Here is an 18,465-nt window from a genome sequence, read left to right on the forward strand (position 1 = left end):
ACTCACCACCCCTCACCTCTTTTTCATGGGTATAAACAAGGAAACCGATGAAGCCTTTCGACACCATCGGTTCTTTGGCCGGTACGGCTGGTTTTGAGCATACCGCACCGGATCGGTTTTTTCAATGGAAACAGATATCAATCGGGGAGCGATCGACGAACCGGTCGGAACAGATCCATCACCCCTGCCAGCAATGTGGGAAAGGCAGCCGCTGCAATCACCAGCGTCCACTCTCGTGCTCCCAAGGACATGGTGTGAAAGATCGGCTGTAAGGGTGGGTAATAGATGACAATCAGAAGTAACAACGCTGATGAAGCAACTGCCAGAACCAAACTTACATTGTTTAATGGATTCCTGTGAAAAACGGACTGTTTACTGCGACAATCAAACACATAGATCAATTGAGCCAACACTAGGGTGGAAAAAGCGATCGTCTGAGCACGAACCAAATCATCCGGCGTTTCGTTATAGGAAATCCAGAATGCCATCAGGGTGAAACAACCGATCAATAACCCGCGGGTTACAATTTTCCAACCAACTCCCCTGGCAAAAATGCTTTCCCGGCTGTTTCGTGGGGGACGATCCATTGTATCCTCTTCCGCCGGATCAACCCCCAGAGCCATCGCAGGCAATCCATCGGTCACCAGGTTCACCCACAGTATCTGTATGGGAACCAGGGGCAAGGGCATCCCCGCCAACATTGCCAGAAACATCACCAGGATTTCCCCCACATTGCTGGCCAACAGATAACAGATAAATTTCCGAATATTGTCGTAGATGCTCCGACCTTCTTCAATGGCCGATACAATGGTGGCAAAGTTATCATCAGACAAAACCAGAGAGGATGCCTCCTTGGAAACATCAGTCCCCGTGATTCCCATGGCAATCCCAATATCTGATGCCTTGATCGCAGGAGCGTCATTCACACCATCTCCCGTCATGGCAACAACATGGCCCTCTTTCTGCAAGGCCTTTACAATTTTCAGTTTATGCTCAGGAGATACACGTGCGTAGACCTGAATATCCTTTGCTTTTTGTTCAAAGTCCTCGTCACTCATTTTTTGAATGTCATTTCCGTTCACCGTGAGACCCTTTTTGGTCAGGATTCCCAGCTTCCGCGCAATGGCTACGGCTGTCGTCTGATGATCCCCTGTAATCATCACGGTCCGAATTCCTGCCCGGCGACAAATGGAGATTGCTTCTTTCACTTCTTCTCTGGGAGGATCGATCATCCCCGTCAACCCGACGAATACCAGATCTTTTTCCACATGGGATTCCCGTTCCGGTTCTGCCCCCCTCCAGTCCCGGTAAGCCAACCCCAGATTTCTGAGCGCCAATGCCGCCAATTGATCATTATCCGCAAGAATCTTCTTCCGCATGGTTTCTGTAAGTGGAACAGGCTTTCCACCTTTTAATATGTGTGTACATCGGTTTAAAAGGACATCCGGCGCTCCTTTGGTCATCACGACACGTTTTCCTTTTGTGCTCTCCACCAAAACCGACATCATCTTTCTTGAAGAATCAAAGGGAAACTCTTTGATTCGTTTCCACTGTTTCCTGAAAGAATCCGAGAACATATTTCCTTTAGCTCCCAAAACCAACAGAGCCCCTTCTGTCGGATCACCATCCAATCGCCAGTTTTCCTTTTTTCGTCTCAATTTCCCCTCCCGCTGGCTTTCTTTGATCAGTTCTGCGTTATTGCACAGAACGGCAATCTCCAACAGCCGCTGTAGGCACGCATTGTTTTGCGGAGTCACTTTCCGGCCGCCATCCGTAAACTCCCCTTCAGGCACATGTCCGGACCCGGACACCTGAATCTGACGTTGGTCCACCCATACATGGGTTACGGTCATCCGATTCTGAGTTAAGGTCCCTGTTTTATCCGAACAGATGACCGAGGCACATCCCAGTGTCTCCACAGAAGGCAATTTCCGGACAATGGCGCGACGACGGATCATCCGCTGAACTCCCAGAGCGAGTGCGATGGTGACGATGGCTGGCAACCCTTCCGGAATCGCTGCCACGGCCAAGCTGACCCCGGCAAGAAACATCTTGTATGCTTCATGTCCGTGAGCAATCCCTGTCAATACCACTACTGCTGTCAGGAAAAGAGAGACAACGATCAGGACCTTTCCCAATTGCTCCAACCGATTTTGCAACGGGGTCTGTACACTTTCCGTCGATTGGATCAGATGAGCGATCTTGCCCATTTCCGTATCCATTCCTGTGGATACCACCAAACCGATCCCCGTTCCCCGAACCACCATCGTTCCGAGAAACCCTTTGTTTTTTTGGTCTCCCAAAGGAATCTCCTGACCAGCAATCCTTGCATCTGTTTTGGCAACCGGTACGGATTCCCCTGTCAATGCTGATTCTTCAATATACAAATTGTCCACCCGGATCAGACGAAGATCCGCAGGAACCCGATCTCCGCTTTCCAGTGAGACAATATCCCCAGGAACCAGGTCCGCTGCTGGAATCCGTGTCCAAGCACCGTTCCGTTTCACTTTGGCCATGGGAGCGGACATTTCCTTGAGTGCAACCAAAGACTTTTCCGCCCGAAACTCCTGAATAAATCCCAAAACCGCATTCAACACCACAATGGCGACAATCGCGATGGCATCCGTATATTCTCCCAACAGTCCGGAAACCAGAGTCGCCGCCAATAGCACCAACATCATAAAATCCTTGAACTGATTGAGCAAAAGGGCCAGCGGAGACAATGACTTCCCTTCCGCTAATCGGTTGGGACCCACTTTTCGTTTTCGTTTTTCTGCTTCTTCTTCAGTTAATCCTTTCGCCGGGTCCACCTCAAAATAGGTAACCAATTGTTCCATATCCCATTCCAAATAACGGTTGTCTTCCGACACATTCCCTCCCCCTTTGTCCAATCCCATCTCAAGACAACCATATTCAGACAGGCTGTAAAACATGCCAGAAAAGGAGCCGTATCATGATAAAATTGAGGAAATTTGGAGCAGGTTGCTCACGATTTCATCAACAGTTCCTGTCACGCATGTTATACTGGAATGTGTTTCATCTGTCACTATGCAGAAAGGGGGGAACCCCATGTCCTTGGATGGCATTTGTATACGGGCCATTGTACATGAACTGAATCAAACACTTCTTGGCAGCCGTGTAACCAAAATCTATCAACCAGGGGAACTGGACCTGGTTATGCATATGCGTTCTAAAAACGGAAATCGCCGACTGTTGCTGTCTGCCCATCCGGCCTATCCCCGCCTTTATCTGACAGAACAGCCTGCAGATAATCCTCTCACCCCACCGATGTTCTGTATGCTGCTCCGAAAACACTGTGAAGGCGGCGTGATCGAAAGCATTCAGCAAGTCGGGCTGGAGCGGATCATTTATATTGACATCAAAACCCGAAACGAATTGGGCGATGAAGTAATCCGTCGATTGATTGTGGAAATCATGGGCCGTCATAGCAATATTATGTTAATCGATCCGGCTACCGACAGGATCATGGATGCAATCCGCCGGGTCACCCCCGATATCAGTCGTCATCGGCAAGTTATGCCCGGTCTTGTTTATGAAGCACCTCCAGAACAGAACAAGAAATGTCCTTTGGAAGCAAACAGGGATACATTCCTCCGTTCTCTTCAATTCAACCAAGGAAAGCTGGATAAGCAAATCGTCAATCGTTTTCTTGGCATCGGTCCTCAAACCGCACGTGAAATCGTCAGTCGGGCGGGACTGGGTGACCGGGAGGGACTGTGGTCCGCATTTCATCATGTGATGAAGGATGCCTGTTCTCACCGCTATGAACCAAATATCGTTCACGGCAACAAAACGGTGTTTTCTGTCCTCCGTCTCACCCATCTAAAGGGGGAACGACAAACCTTCGATTCTGTCAGCCGTTGCATGGAAACCTTTTACCACGGCAAAGCAGAACGGGACCGAACCCGACAAAAAAATCACGATCTGATCCGAAACCTGAAGAATGCAATTGACAAAAATACAAACAAGATTCAAAAGTTAACCCAGGAACAGAAGGAAACGGAGCGGGGAGAAACCTATCAAGTCTATGGAGAACTTCTCACCGCCTATATGCACCAAGTGAAACGGGGGGATACAGAGCTGAAAGCGGTGAATTATTACGCTCCGGATGCCTCTGAGATCACCATTCCCCTTGATCCCCAGCTCACCCCCTCGGAAAATGCACAACGCTATTTTCGGTTGTACAACAAAGCAAAATCTGCCCGAAAGTGGAATGCAGAACAGATTGAAAAAGCCCGGCGGGAAAGAGCTTATCTGGAGTCGGTTCTCGTTCAGCTTGAAGACGCCAACCCTTCAGAAGCAGAGGAAATCCGGGAGGAGTTGCAAGAGGTCGGATGGATCAAAGCCAAATCGCAGTCCCGCCGAAAAAAACGTTACCAAAAACCGATGCCTATGTCTTACCGTTCGTCTGAAGGCATTCAAATCTTGGTGGGTCGAAATAACAAGCAGAACGACTTTCTCACGCACCGGCTGGCATCAGCCACGGACACTTGGCTTCATACCAAGGAAATTCCCGGTTCCCATGTTGTCATTCGGAGCAACAACATCAGTGAAAAAACCTTGCATGAAGCGGCAATGCTGGCCGCCTGGCACAGTAAAGCCAGGGAATCCAGCCAAGTCCCTGTGGACTATACACTGGTCAAACATGTCAAAAAACCTTCCGGTACCCCTCCGGGATTTGTGATCTACGAAGAGCAGAAAACACTCTTTGTCACCCCGGAGGAAAGCGAGATCCGTCAATTGGAAAGGAACGAAACCACATTAAAACATCATCCGTAATCTGTGTGCTCACCTGATCGAAAAACAAAAAACATCCACCCCTGATCAGGTGGATGTTTTTTGTTTTATAGTGAAAGACAGGATTTGTATTGCTACTCATTGCTGTACGCTGGTACACCCAGCAGTTCATCTACGGTGACAAAGCGGTAACCCTGGGCTTTCAGATCATCGATCAGCGTCGGCAACATCCGGACCGTGTCGGACCGGTCCCCCCCTGCGGAATGAAGCAGAACAATACTACCTGGCTGCACTTGTTTTTTCACACCGTTCAGGATATCCCTTGAATTGCGTCCGCTTTTCCAATCCCACGAATCCACATCCCAATGAATGATTCGGTATCCATGATCGGCAATTCGCTTCTCCACCCCTTTAACCGCACCATATGGAGCGCGATGCAAGCTCATATCCATTCCCGTCAACCGCTTCACTTCCCGATGGGTTTGCATCAATTCCTTTTCAATCTGTTTTCCCTTCAGTTTGGGGAGGTAGGCATGACTCCAGGAATGATTTGCAATGGTATGCCCCTCTTTCACAATCCGCAAGGTTATGTCAGGGTGACTTCGAACCATTTTTCCCAACACAAAAAATGTGGCAAGAATTCCTTTTTCACGCAAAATGTTCAGTACCTCTGGGGTATATGTTGAATCCGGTCCATCATCAAACGTCAGCGCCACCACTTTTTCTTTTTTGGCTCCCCGATAAATAATTTGGGGAGTAATCGGTTTATTTTCCTTCTTTGGCCTTGTTTTCGACGGGGTTGACTTGGAATCCGCAGTCTGTTCATTTTTGACAAGGTTGGACTCTTTGGAATCAGAACCTTTCTCTTCCTTTTGGTTCTCCTTTTGCTTCTTCTGCGTCTCTTTCTCTTTCACTTCTTTTTTGGAGACCGAATCCTTTTGATCAACTTGCTCTCCGGCGGAGCCGGCCGAAGAAAACATCCACATGCTGGAGCCAATCACTCCAATGAGCAAAATAAAAAAAAGCCCTGTACGCAACAAGGTCCCCTTCATGCTGTTGTCCACTCCCATTCTCTCTATCGCGGCCACTCAGGTATGTCAATGGACACAGAGCAGGTAAATCACATCATTCAGACCTTAGAAAACTTCGCAAGATGGTCAATGAGATATCAGTCCTAACTATGTTTTAAAAAAGACATACCTTTATGTTCCTTCTATTACTATTCGGACTGAATTTATATTTTCCTTTGTGGTTTGTGATCCTTTATTTTTTCTTAACAAAAAAGAATCCCTTAAAAACCCATTTTTGACCGGGATCATCCAAAAAGAAAGGGGCAGAAAACGTACCGATTTTCAAAAATAAAAAGATTCAGGGATACCTTCTTTTTCCAACAACATAAAACTCATTCTCTTTTTCATTCTCATTATAGAAAGCAACATGGTTTACGGCAAGTGCAAAATCAATTTTTTCTCTTCTCCAATTATAAAATGATTCATCCGGAAGATCGGTTCCAATTTTATTTAATAAAAAACGGGGGACAAAACCACCACGCCATTCCCCATTTCGGATGTATGGTAGTCTCCCCCTCAGACGCACGCCAAGCCCTTCTACGGCAATTTAAAACTCATTTTCCTATATGTGATTTTGTGGCCTCCAATCCGGAACCCAATGCCACACCGATGGCAATTCCCAGTGCCAAATTATCCAAGGCGATCCCCAGTGCCACCCCAATTCCAATGCCACTTGCCAACCCGTTCATCGGTTCGTTTCATCCTTTCAACGATTTATTTTTCACGCAAGGAAAATATTTCCTAAAACCCTTTTTCCTGGTTTCTTTCCCGTGATTCGGCGAGCTGTTTGGTGTGGGTCCGCCCCCAATCCATCATTAGCTGGACAATCGGGGACAATGTCTGACCAAATTCGGTCAGCGAATACTCCACTTTGGGTGGCACCTGTTTATACACTTCACGGTGAATGATTCCATCCCGTTCCAATTCGCGAAGTTGTAATGTCAGCATCCGCTGTGTAACACCGGGAATGAGGCGGCGAAGTTCGTTAAAACGCTTTTTTCCCTTCAGTAAATGAAAAAGAATAATACTTTTCCACTTTCCCCCGACGACATCAATCGTTACCTCAACGGGGCAAGCATATCCGTATAATTCCCAAATTGCCTTTGTACCGTGTTTCAATCGGATCGCTCCCAGGTATAAAAATGGATACTATATGACAAAAATGTGCCTACTTACATGATTGAATTGTACGGGTTACAATATGATCTGTAAAGTCTCACGGGACTTCCCCCCCCACACAATACAATGAAGGAGCGACATGAAATGAACCTGACAAAACAGGATCAAAAGCAACAGATTATTGAAGCCTATCATTATAGACATGCCTGTAAAGAGTTTGACCCGGCGAAAAAAATCCCGGATGAAGATTTTGAATTTATTTTGGAAACAGGACGTTTGTCTCCCAGCTCTTTCGGATTTGAACCATGGAAATTTGTTGTGGTTCAAAACAAAACATTGCGCGAAAAACTGCTCCCTGTCACCTGGGGAGCCCAACGATCCCTTCCAACCGCCAGTCATTTCGTCGTAATCCTGGCACGAACAGCAGAAGATATGCACTATGACTCGGCCTATCTTGAATATATCAACAAGGATATTCAAAAGTTGCCTGAAGAAATCGCGCAATGGAAATATGAAGCCGTCAAGAAATTTCAGGAGTCTGATTTTAAATTACTGGAAAGCGACCGCACCCTATTTGACTGGGCAAGCAAGCAAACCTATATCGCCCTTGGCAATATGATGACAGCAGCCGCTCAAATCGGAATCGATTCTTGTCCCATTGAAGGATTTGACAAGGAGCAGGTAGAGGAAATTCTAAGATCTGAGGGAGTGATTCAGGGAGAGTCATTTGGAGTGGCAACCATGGCCGCCTTTGGATACCGCGTCCAAGAACCCCGACCCAAAACCAGACAATCCATCGAACAGGTCGTGCAATGGGTGAAATAAGCAATATGAACCTTAAAGGTGCAAAAGAGCTGTTGACATTCTTTGTCAACAGCTCTTTATTCCGTTCGCTGTCGGTTGGAAACTGGATCTTTCCCGAAGACGATCAGGGCCATTCCTCCTGCAATCACCCCTGTTGCCAAATGAAATAATATTCCGTCAAGAGAGAATAGAAGGGATACAGAATGTTTGATATAGGCGATTAACCCATGTACATACAAAATACCCATTTCATTGGAGTGAAGGGACAAGTCGATTCCCCATTTACTTACGATCACGGCAGGAACAAGAGGAAACAGATGAATGAGCCGGATCACGGAAGGGGATTGAATCAGACGATTGAACGTAACCCATGCAAAAGCGACCGTTCCGGCCATGAGAAATGTTGTTTCCAACCAAAGGCCCAAAAACAGGATCACAAAGAGGCCGATCCCTGCCATAAACAATTTGTGAAGCCACCAAACCATAACTTCTCCCCCTGTTCCCTTCCTGCCTCTCTTTTGTCTATTTCTATGATTTAATAACATTGTACGAGAAATAATCATTATACATGTCTGAAGTTCAACGAAAAATCCCACCCTACTCCGGGTGGGACTTTAATTGCAAAGATCCTATCAGGCATTTACCGAATGACGACTGCCTGGTTTTTCAACGGGAATTCCTTCTTTACAGAGTGGACAGTCATTTGGAGCATGGGTCTCCATTGTAAATTCCAAAAGGGAGCGAAAAGGTACCTGAAACGGTGTCTGTCCCTTGCTTCGGTCCACAATCGATCCAATCCCCACCACTTTACCATTCAGTGCTTCCACCAGTTTCGCCACTTCTTGTACCGATCCGCCGGTGGTCACCACATCTTCCACCAATAAAACACGTTCACCCGGTTGGATGGTAAAGCCTCGCCTGAGTGTCATCGTTCCTTCCTTTCGTTCCGCAAAGAGGCATCGTACACCCAGAGCGCGGGCTGTTTCATGGGCGATGATCACCCCGCCGAGGGCAGGGCCCACAACCACATCCACCTTTGCATCCCGAAAAAGTGAAGCAATTGCTCTTCCTGCTTCTTCCGCTTCCGCAGGGTGTTGAAGGAGCTGGGCGCACTGCATATAACGGGCACTGTGACGACCGGAAGAAAGGATAAAATGCCCCTCTTTCAATACACCTGTCCGTTTCATCGCTTCTCGGATCTCCCAATGATCTTGCTGTTTCATTATGATTTTCGCTCACTCCTTTGGATAGACTTCACACATTGCTTCCATACGGAAACCGGCTGTGATGATTGTGTAATGGAACGACCCATCACCAAGAGATCCGCTCCTGATTGGATGGCAACTTCCGGTGTCATCACCCGTTTCTGATCCCCTGCATCCTCTCCTTTTAAACGGATACCCGGAGTAACGGTCAACAGCTTTCCGGAAACGTGTTCCTTCATCCAACCGGCTTCCTCACCCGAACAGACAACCCCGTCCATACCGGACTTCTCGGCCAATTGGGCCAGATTCAAAACGGAATCCCGTACCGTACCTGGGATGCCCAGCTCACCGTTGAGCATCTGTTCATCTGTACTGGTTAACTGAGTGACACCCAATAATGCGGGGCGTTTTCTTCCACCTGACGCTTCAGCCGCTTCTCTGGCCGCTTCCATCATCGCCCGTCCTCCGGAAGCATGCAGGGTAATCATATCCACACCCAGCTTGACAAGCGATCCAATCGCTCCGGACACCGTATTGGGAATGTCGTGCAGCTTGACATCCAGGAAAACAGGGTAGCCCCTCTCAACCAACGTAGCCACCCATGATGGACCCGTTGCATAGAAAAGTTGCATGCCCACTTTAATAAACGGTTTTTCTTCCGTCTCCCATTGGGACAAAAATTGTTCGGCCTCTGAAGCATCCGGTACATCCAGGGCCACAATGATTCGATGACAGGGGTTGGACAAATCCATCATACCGGCTGTTCCTCCCGTACACTCCCAACCGGACGGGCAATCGGTTCTGCTGTCATATAGATGGAGTCCAGTGTGTTTAAAAGTGCCTCCACGGTATCCAGCGAAGTGAGGCAAGCGATCCCGTGTTCGACCGCTTCCCTTCGAATCCGAAAGCCATCCCGCTCCGGCGTTTTTCCCCGTGTCCATGTATTGACAACCAAGTCCGCCTCTCCTTGTCGAATCAAATCGAGAATATGGGGAGAACCTTCTTTCAGTTTATTGACCCGTTTGACCGGCAATCCATCCGCTTCCAGAATATCCGCTGTGCCGCGCGTCGCGACAATCCGATATCCCAGTCCATGAAAGCGGCGGAAGAGTTGAAGGGCTTCCTCCTTATCCTTGTCACTGATGGTGGCAATCACGGTTCCAAACCGGGGCAAGGAAATTCCAGCCGCCAACAGGCCTTTGTAGACCGCACGGGCATAGTCCCGGTCCCTTCCCATCACTTCCCCTGTCGATTTCATCTCCGGACCGAGCGTTACATCTACCCGACGAAGCTTGGCAAAGGAGAAGACCGGCACTTTCACCGCTGTCTCCGGACGTTCAGGCCACAGACCCTCTGTATATCCCTGTTCTTTCAGCGATTCTCCAAGCATCACCCGCGTAGCCACACGGGCCATGGGAACTCCGGTCACCTTGCTTAAGAAAGGAACGGTACGGGAAGCACGGGGATTCACCTCCAGAACATAGATTTTATCGTGATGCAAGACAAACTGGATATTAATCAGCCCTTTACTGTTTAACGCCTTAGCAATGCTGGTCGTCATCTGGACCAGTCGATGCTTTTGTTCTAGAGTGATCGAACGGGGGGGATAGACAGCGATGGAGTCCCCGGAGTGAACCCCGGCCCGTTCCACATGTTCCATAATCCCCGGAACCAACACACGCTCTCCGTCAGAAACGGCATCCACCTCAATTTCCTTTCCGCGGAGATACCGGTCAATCAAGACGGGCTGTTCCGGATTCACTTTGACTGCCTCGTTCATATAATTGTTCAGTTCCGTTTCGCTGTACACAATCTCCATCGCCCGTCCACCCAAAACATAGGAAGGGCGAACCAACACCGGGAAGCCAAGTTTCCGGGCTGCTTCCAATGCTTCTTCTTTTGAAGTCACTGCAGTCCCCGGCGGTTGAGGGATGTCCACTTCACGCAGCAACTGTTCAAACCGTTTTCGGTCTTCCGCCCGGTCGATGGAATCCAGGTTGGTACCCAAGAGCGGAACCCCGTGATCTTTCAGATCCCGTGCCAGGTTGAGAGAGGTTTGTCCGCCAAATTGCACGACCACACCCACCGGCTGCTCCTTCTCAATGATGTTTAGGACATCTTCTGTATATAAGGGATCAAAATAAAGGCGGTCTGAGATATTGAAGTCGGTTGAAACGGTCTCCGGATTATTGTTAATGATCACCGCTTCCATGCCAGCGCTCCGAATCGCTTGGATCGCATGAACTGTTGCATAGTCAAATTCGACACCCTGACCGATCCGGATCGGCCCCGATCCAAGCACGACCACCGTGGGTTGTTTTGTCTTCACCACTTCGTCTTCTTGCTCATAGGTGGAATAGTAATAAGGAGTCGCCGCTTCAAACTCCGCAGCACATGTATCCACCATTTTGTAAACAGGCTGGATGCCATGTTTTTTTCGAATGGCCCGAATCTCTGACTCCTCTTGCCCCGTGAGACGGGCCAGCACAGCATCGGTGAAGCCTTGGCGTTTGGCTTCTTTTAAAAGCTCTTCACTCAACGTTTCACCGCTGGATATTCCCTGTTCCATCCGAACGATCCCCTCTATTTTGTGAAGGAAAAAAGGATCGATCCCTGTCAACTCATGTGCCTGATTGATGGAACCTCCCCGGCGAAACCATTCCGCCAACAGATAAAGCCGTTCATCATCTGGAAAGGTGAGACGCTTTTTCAGCTCTTCTTCGGACAAACCATCCGCTTCAGGAAGGTGAATATGATCCAACCCGATTTCCAAGGAACGGACAGCTTTTAAAAGCGACTCCTCCAATGTCCGACCGATCGCCATCACTTCACCGGTCGCTTTCATCTGGGTGCCTAATTTCCGGTTGGCTGTCGAAAACTTATCAAAAGGCCAACGGGGAATCTTGCTTACCACATAATCCAACGTCGGCTCAAAACACGTGCAGGTTTTTCCGGTCACCGGGTTGGTAATCTCGTCCAAACTGTATCCAACCGCAATCTTGGCAGCAATCCGGGCAATCGGATACCCTGTCGCTTTGGATGCCAACGCACTGGAACGACTGACCCGCGGATTTACCTCAATCACATAATACTGAAAGCTGTGTGGGTCCAACGCAAACTGAACGTTACAACCCCCCTGTATATTCAACTCTCTGATGATCTTGAGCGCCGAGCTTCGCAACATCTGATGTTCCCGGTCAGACAGGGTCTGAGTGGGAGCAAAAACGATGCTGTCCCCGGTGTGAACACCCACAGGGTCAAAATTCTCCATATTGCATACGACAATCGCATTATCTTCAGCATCCCGCATCACCTCATATTCCACTTCCTTGTAACCGGCGATGCTCTGTTCAACCAGACACTGTCCAATCGGGCTGTAGCGAATCCCGTTTTCCACGGTCTCCCTCAATTCCGCTTCCGAATGAGCAATTCCGCCTCCCGTTCCACCCAGAGTATAGGCCGGACGAACAATGACCGGATAACCTGTTTTGGAAGCAAATTGCAGCGCTTCTTCAACGGAATGGACAATTTCACTGCTCGGAATCGGTTCACCGATTTTCTGCATCAAACGGCGAAATTGATCCCGGTCTTCGGCGCAGGTAATCGCTCGAAGATCAGTGCCCAGCAGCCGTACCTCTTCCTGTTCCAGCACGCCCGACTCCGCCAATTCCACTGCCAGGTTTAATCCCGTCTGCCCTCCCAGAGTGGGTAACAATCCATCGGGTCGCTCTTTACGGATCACCTGGGTCAGAAACTCAGGAGTCATCGGTTCAATGTAAACCTTGTCTGCCACATCCGTATCCGTCATGATGGTGGCCGGATTGCTGTTGACCAATACCACCTCCAGCCCCTCTTCCTTCAGGGATTGACAGGCCTGGGTTCCGGCATAGTCAAATTCGGCGGCTTGTCCAATCACAATGGGACCGGAACCAATCACCAAAATTTTCTTTAACGTAGGATCTTTAGGCATGTACACGTCCCTCCCTGTCCTGTTTTTGTCCTTTCAGAAGTTGCATAAACTGATCAAAAAGTTCATCCGAATCATGAGGGCCTGGTGCCGCCTCAGGGTGATACTGAACCGAGAATGCCGGCAACCGGTTATGAGCCAGCCCTTCACAGGTATTGTCGTTTAAAGCCACATGCGTCAGAGTCAGTTCCGTATCTGTCAGTGAATCGGTCCGTACTGAATAACCGTGGTTTTGGGAGGTGATATACGTCCGACAGGTTTTCAGATCTTTTACGGGATGATTGCAACCGCGATGACCAAATTTCATCTTTTCTGTGTCGGCTCCAGAAGCCAAAGCAAATAACTGGTGACCCAAACAGATACCAAACAGAGGATATCGCTCCATCAGTTGTCTGACAGTTGTAATCGCCTGTGGCACATCTTTGGGATTTCCGGGACCATTGGAGAGAAGGACACCATCCGGACCCAGACGATTTATGGTTTCAGCCGGTGTATCCCAAGGCACCACGACGACATCACAACCCCGCCGATTCAGCTCCCGTTGAATTCCATACTTTGCCCCAAAGTCCATCAATACCACCCTGGGACCATACCCCGGTGAAGCATGAATGCTTCGGGTACTGACTCGATCCACCTGGTCCCGCAACAAAGACCCGCTTTTCAGTTTTTCCGCCAGCGCTTCCCATGAATCTCCTTTTGTTGACAAAATCCCTTTCATGGTTCCATGAATGCGGATCTTTCGGGTAAGCATCCGGGTATCCACACCGGAGATTCCCGGAATTCCATATTCCTTCAGCCAACGATCCAAGCTCTGTTCATTTCTCCAGTTGCTGGGGTTCTTTGCCTGTTCCCGAACGACAAAACCGTGAGCAAAGGGACGACGGGATTCAATATCATGACGGCTCATTCCGTAATTTCCGATTAAGGGATAGGTCATCAACACGATTTGTCCGCAGTAAGAAGGATCGGTCAATACTTCCTGATAGCCGGTCATACCTGTGTTAAACACGACTTCACCCAGTTTCTCCGTTTCTGCACCAAAGGCTTCTCCTTCCAGTCTCGTTCCATCATCCAACAGTAATCTGGCTCTCATCTTTTTTCCTCCCATCCATTTACGCTGTCATTTCGAAGATCTATTTCTCCCAAATCACCTTTCCATCCACCAATGTCATCACAGGCCAACCTTTCACTTTCCAGCCCGCAAACGGCGTATTTTTACCTTTGGATGCAAAGCTTTCCGGGTCAATCGTTCGTTCTTCATCTAGGTCAATCACTGCCAAGTCAGCGGAACTGCCTTCTACCGGTCCTCCCAACGGCAATTCAAAACGTTGGGCCGGAATTCGGGTCATCCGGTCAATCAACTGGGCCAGTGTCAGTTCACCTGTTAGCACCAGATGGGTATAAAGGAGGGGAAATGCTGTTTCCAGACCCACAATACCGAAGGGAGCCTCCTGTATATCCTTCGCTTTTTCTGATGCAGTGTGGGGAGCGTGATCGGTTGCAATAAAATCGATCGTACCGTCTTTCAACCCTTCGATTAATGCCTGACGGTCGTTTGCTGATCGCAAAGGTGGATTCATCTTATACATCGGATCAACACCTGGAATATCTGCATCGCACAACAGTAAGTGATGAGGGGTTACTTCCGCAGTCACCCGTTGCCCCCTCTCTTTTGCTTCACGAACCAACCGAACGGAGGCTTCCGTGCTGATATGGCATACATGGTAATGGACACCGGTATCTTCCGCCAAAAGAATATCACGACCCACATGAATGGATTCCGCTTCCGCAGGAATTCCAGGCAAACCGTATTGCTGGGCAAATGCTCCATCATGAACACAAGCTCCCGGCACTAATAAATCTTCCTCTTCACAATGTGCAACGACGGGCAGGTCCAACTCCGAAGCCTTGCGCATGGCTTGTTTCATCATATCCGCACGCTGAACGCCCACCCCGTCATCGGATACTGCAACCGCCCCGGCTTCTTTTAACCCGGCCATATCGGTCAGTTCTTCTCCGCTCGATTCCCGTGTAATCGCAGCAATCGGAAGGACCCGCACCCCGCTTCCTTCCTTCCGGTTGATCTCCAGAATTCTTCGAACGGCTTCTGGGGTATCCGTTACCGGCTTGGTATTGGGCATACAGGCCACGCTGACAAATCCGCCCCTGGCAGCTGCCCGTGTCCCCGTGGCAATGGTCTCTTTCTCTTCAAAACCGGGCTCTCGAAGGTGGATATGCATATCAATCAATCCTGGGATCACCAGCTTTCCGGAAAGATCTCTCACCTGGATTCCCTCAGCAGACAGACCTCTTCCAACCTGTTTCACTTTTCCATCAGCAATGATCAAGTCGGCGGTAAAAGACTCTCCCGTATCCAGATCCAACAACCGGCCATTTTTTAACACCATTGTTTCCATCTTAAAGACCTCCTTCAAGTGCGCGTTGTAAAGCAGCCATGCGAATCCAAACGCCATTGGCTTTCTGCTCAAAAATTTTGGATCGGGGATGTTCCACCAATTCTCCATCGATCTCCACACCCCGGTTAAATGGACCCGGATGAAGAATCACCGCATGGGAACGCATTCGTTCCAGACGTTCAAGTGTCAGACCGTAATGTTTTCGATACGCTGCTGCCGAAGAAAACAATGTTTCCTGGTGTCGTTCCAACTGTACCCGTAACATCATCACGGCATCCGCTTCCCCAATCGCTTCCTCAAAAGGAAGATAAGGGGCAATGGATTCCAATTCGGGATCGCGCATGGATGCAGGACCACTGAGCACCGGCCGTGCCCCAAACGCATTTAGCGCCAGGACATTGGATCGGGCCACCCGACTATGCAGAATATCTCCGACAATGGCCACACGCAGACCGGAAAGTTGGCCAAAGTGGTGACGCAGTGTATAACAATCCAACAGTGCCTGAGTGGGATGTCCTCCGGAACCTTCTCCCGCGTTGATCAGAGCCAGGCCTAGGGAATGACGGGCCATTTTCTCCAAGAGTCCACCTCCGGAGTGACGAACCACTGCCACATGGACTCCAAGGGAGGCCAAGGTTCGCAAGGTATCGTAAAAGGATTCCCCTTTTGCAACACTGGAGGTCATTTCATCCAGCTGTAAAATCTCCAACCCTAACTTTCGTTCCGCCACTTCAAATGAAAGACGCGTTCGTGTACTCGGCTCAAAAAACAGGTTGGCGACAAACCGGCCAGCGTATACGTTGGTTCCCATCCCATGCCCATTCTTCCAGGCATCCGCTTGCTGGAACAGTTCCTCCATCTCCCTTTTGGACAGTTGATCGATATCGATTAAATGCCCCGGTTGGGTTCCGGTCTGAATCATTGGACTTCCCCCTTGTAATGGTGTAAAAAAAGGCTTCTTCCATGTGGAAGAAGCCAACCATTCGAAATGGACAATCCCCTTTGTCCATATACCGAACTCCGATCGATTCCTTCCACGGCCTCACGGGACCGGATTTAAAGGTTCAATTTATGATTTTTCAAGCCACCTGTTTGGCTGTGATCCCCTCTTTTTCATCGGTTGCGCGTGGTAAACCCAGATTCAACAAGATCCCGACAAGGGTTGCCAAGGCCATTCCCTCCACTTCAAAGTGGATTCCAACAAATTTGAGCGTGGCACCGCCCACACCAATCACCAGTACCACCGAAGCGATAATCAGGTTTCGTTTGTTACTGAAATCAATCTGATTTTCCACTAACATCCGAAGCCCGGCCGAGGCAATCATGCCAAAGAGGAGAATGGAAACACCCCCCATCACTGCCGTTGGAATCGTGGAAATCAAGGCCGACAGCTTCCCGATAAAGGAAAAGCTGATGGCGAGGATAGCCGCTCCCCCGATGACATATACACTGAATATCCGGGTAATGGCCATGACGCCAATATTTTCTCCATAGGTTGTATTGGGTGGTCCACCCAACATTGATGCGAGTACGGTTGCCACACCATCGCCCAAAATGGACCGATGAAGACCGGGATTTTTAGCCAGATCACGGTTCATCAGGTTACTGGTCACCATGAGGTGCCCAATGTGCTCTGTCATAGAAACCAGTGCGACAGGAACAATCACAAGCGCCGCAGACCATGAAACTTCAGGGACGGTGAATTGTGGCAGAGCCAACCAGGATGCTTCCCGGACCGGAGAGAGATCCACCAGCCCGACCGAAAAAGCGACGATATATCCCCCGGTAATCCCCAAAAGAATCGGGATCAGGTTGAGAAATCCGCGAAGGAACAGACTGGAGACCACAGCGATGACCAAAGCAGACAAGGCAACCATAAAATGTTTGAGAGAGTAGACCTTTAATGTGACTTGTCCTGCTTCTTCATCCACCTTTTCCACTGTTCCGGGAAGTGCCTGAAATTCCTCCACCGACTTTGGCAGCGGACGAGTGATGTGTTCGGTACTGGCCATGTCGACCGCCGTGCCCGCCAGAGCCAGACCGATGACAATCACCACCGATCCGATCACCACCGGGGGAAGCAGATAATGGAGCCAGGCCGAGCCAAAACGAAAGATGACGAGAGCCACCACACCGTAAACGATTCCGGCCAAGAAACAGCCAAACAGTGCCGCTCCCATCCCCTGATTCTGGGACACGGTGATAATCGGAACGATAAAGGCAAAAGAGGAACCCAGATAGGCGGGAATTTTTCCACGGGTGATCATCAGGTAGGCAAGTGTTCCAATCCCACTAGACAATAATGCGACCGCCGGTTGCAATCCCGTCAAAAGCGGCACCAGAATCGTGGCACCAAACATCGCAAACAGATGCTGGACACTTAATGCGATCCATTTCCATGCTTTCGGTTTATCATAGACATCCAATTCCATTTGTTTCACGAGTCAACCTCCTCCGCATATAAAAAACCTCTCCGTCAACTGACAGAGAGGTAGAAAGCACGTACGGACCCTACCGTTACGCACAGAAATTGCGTCCTCCCTTGCCAGCCTCACGGGACTGCCTTTAAAGGGACTGATTTTATTTATGAATAACGACCTGATCTTTTCCGTCCTGTTCCATAACGGCCACATGAACAATCTCGTCCTTGGATGTGGGAACATTTTTCCCCACAAAATCCGAACGAATCGGCAACTCCCGATGCCCCCGGTCCACAAGGACAGCCAGTTGAATCTGTCGGGGACGTCCACGATCGATCAGGGCATCCATCGCCGCCCGCACGGTTCGACCCGTATATAGCACATCATCAACCAGAATCACCGTCTTCCCGTGAATCTCGACCGGAAGAACCGTACCGCGTACTTGCGGCTGCTCCGTTTTTTCCGTCAAATCGTCACGGTACAGCGTAATATCCAGTTCCCCAACCGGAACGCTCTCCCCTTCGATTCGCCGAATCCGCTCAGCCAACCGTTGCGCCAGAAAGATCCCGCGGGTGTGAATTCCCACAAGAATACAATTTTCCACGCCTTTATTCCGCTCCAAAATTTCATGAGCAATTCGGGTCAACGCTCGCCGAATGGCTGCTTCATCTAGGATCACTTTTTCGGCCACTTAGCGGCTCCTCC

At 49.4% G+C, this 18,465-nt stretch carries 15 protein-coding genes; 2 read left to right on the forward strand and 13 right to left on the reverse strand.

Annotated elements, in window-relative coordinates:
- Positions 1-137: 137 nt before the first annotated feature.
- On the reverse strand, positions 138-2,897 hold the full coding sequence (locus FN782_RS03865; RefSeq protein ID WP_425462677.1) for a calcium-translocating P-type ATPase, SERCA-type: 2,760 nt from the start codon (positions 2,895-2,897) through the stop codon (positions 138-140).
- 172 nt (positions 2,898-3,069) lie between these two features.
- On the opposite strand from FN782_RS03865, the gene FN782_RS03870 reads away from it, so the two are divergent.
- Positions 3,070-4,800, forward strand: coding sequence for an Rqc2 family fibronectin-binding protein (locus FN782_RS03870; protein ID WP_142504467.1), 1,731 nt, complete (start codon positions 3,070-3,072; stop codon positions 4,798-4,800).
- A 92-nt stretch (positions 4,801-4,892) separates the two neighbouring features.
- On the opposite strand, the gene FN782_RS03875 is transcribed toward FN782_RS03870, so the two are convergent.
- The 3 genes from FN782_RS03875 to FN782_RS03880 form a co-directional block, all read right to left on the reverse strand.
- Positions 4,893-5,810, reverse strand: coding sequence for a polysaccharide deacetylase family protein (locus FN782_RS03875; protein ID WP_185956016.1), 918 nt, complete (start codon positions 5,808-5,810; stop codon positions 4,893-4,895).
- Positions 5,811-6,382: 572 nt separating this feature from the next.
- Positions 6,383-6,517, reverse strand: a complete 135-nt coding sequence (locus FN782_RS17245; RefSeq protein ID WP_281285909.1) for a glycine zipper domain-containing protein — start codon at positions 6,515-6,517, stop codon at positions 6,383-6,385.
- Positions 6,518-6,569: 52 nt separating this feature from the next.
- Positions 6,570-6,947: a winged helix-turn-helix transcriptional regulator gene (locus tag FN782_RS03880; protein ID WP_142504469.1), complete on the reverse strand. Its 378-nt coding sequence runs from the start codon at positions 6,945-6,947 to the stop codon at positions 6,570-6,572.
- A 144-nt stretch (positions 6,948-7,091) separates the two neighbouring features.
- On the opposite strand from FN782_RS03880, the gene FN782_RS03885 reads away from it, so the two are divergent.
- Positions 7,092-7,772, forward strand: a complete 681-nt coding sequence (locus FN782_RS03885; protein WP_142504470.1) for an NAD(P)H-dependent oxidoreductase — start codon at positions 7,092-7,094, stop codon at positions 7,770-7,772.
- 56 nt (positions 7,773-7,828) lie between these two features.
- Here FN782_RS03885 and FN782_RS03890 read toward each other — a convergent pair whose 3' ends face one another.
- The 9 genes from FN782_RS03890 to pyrR all read right to left on the reverse strand — a co-directional run bounded on the left by FN782_RS03890 (position 7,829) and on the right by pyrR (position 18,451).
- Positions 7,829-8,236, reverse strand: coding sequence for a hypothetical protein (locus FN782_RS03890; protein WP_142504471.1), 408 nt, complete (start codon positions 8,234-8,236; stop codon positions 7,829-7,831).
- A 147-nt stretch (positions 8,237-8,383) separates the two neighbouring features.
- Entirely contained in the window at positions 8,384-8,974 is a 591-nt protein-coding gene (gene pyrE, locus FN782_RS03895; protein ID WP_142504472.1) for an orotate phosphoribosyltransferase, read from the reverse strand.
- Positions 8,974-9,711, reverse strand: a complete 738-nt coding sequence (gene pyrF / locus FN782_RS03900; RefSeq protein WP_342778347.1) for an orotidine-5'-phosphate decarboxylase — start codon at positions 9,709-9,711, stop codon at positions 8,974-8,976. The genes pyrE and pyrF overlap by 1 nt, the downstream gene beginning before the upstream one ends.
- A complete protein-coding gene (carB, locus tag FN782_RS03905; RefSeq protein WP_142504473.1) occupies positions 9,708-12,926 on the reverse strand; it encodes a carbamoyl-phosphate synthase large subunit in 3,219 nt (1,072 codons plus the stop codon). The genes pyrF and carB overlap by 4 nt, the downstream gene beginning before the upstream one ends.
- Entirely contained in the window at positions 12,919-14,016 is a 1,098-nt protein-coding gene (carA, locus tag FN782_RS03910) for a glutamine-hydrolyzing carbamoyl-phosphate synthase small subunit (protein WP_142504474.1), read from the reverse strand. Before carA ends, carB begins: the two co-directional genes overlap by 8 nt.
- Positions 14,017-14,056: 40 nt before the next feature.
- A complete protein-coding gene (locus FN782_RS03915) occupies positions 14,057-15,340 on the reverse strand; it encodes a dihydroorotase (RefSeq protein WP_142504475.1) in 1,284 nt (427 codons plus the stop codon).
- Between the two features lies 1 nt (position 15,341).
- Positions 15,342-16,262, reverse strand: coding sequence for an aspartate carbamoyltransferase catalytic subunit (locus FN782_RS03920; RefSeq protein ID WP_142504476.1), 921 nt, complete (start codon positions 16,260-16,262; stop codon positions 15,342-15,344).
- 157 nt (positions 16,263-16,419) lie between these two features.
- Positions 16,420-17,772: a solute carrier family 23 protein gene (locus FN782_RS03925; RefSeq protein WP_142504756.1), complete on the reverse strand. Its 1,353-nt coding sequence runs from the start codon at positions 17,770-17,772 to the stop codon at positions 16,420-16,422.
- A gap of 148 nt (positions 17,773-17,920) precedes the next feature.
- Entirely contained in the window at positions 17,921-18,451 is a 531-nt protein-coding gene (gene pyrR / locus FN782_RS03930; protein WP_142504477.1) for a bifunctional pyr operon transcriptional regulator/uracil phosphoribosyltransferase PyrR, read from the reverse strand.
- Positions 18,452-18,465 lie beyond the last annotated feature (14 nt).

Origin of the sequence: Melghirimyces algeriensis (assembly GCF_900182565.1) — a bacterium.
GTDB classification, from domain to species: Bacteria; Bacillota; Bacilli; order Thermoactinomycetales; family DSM-45169; genus Melghirimyces; species Melghirimyces algeriensis.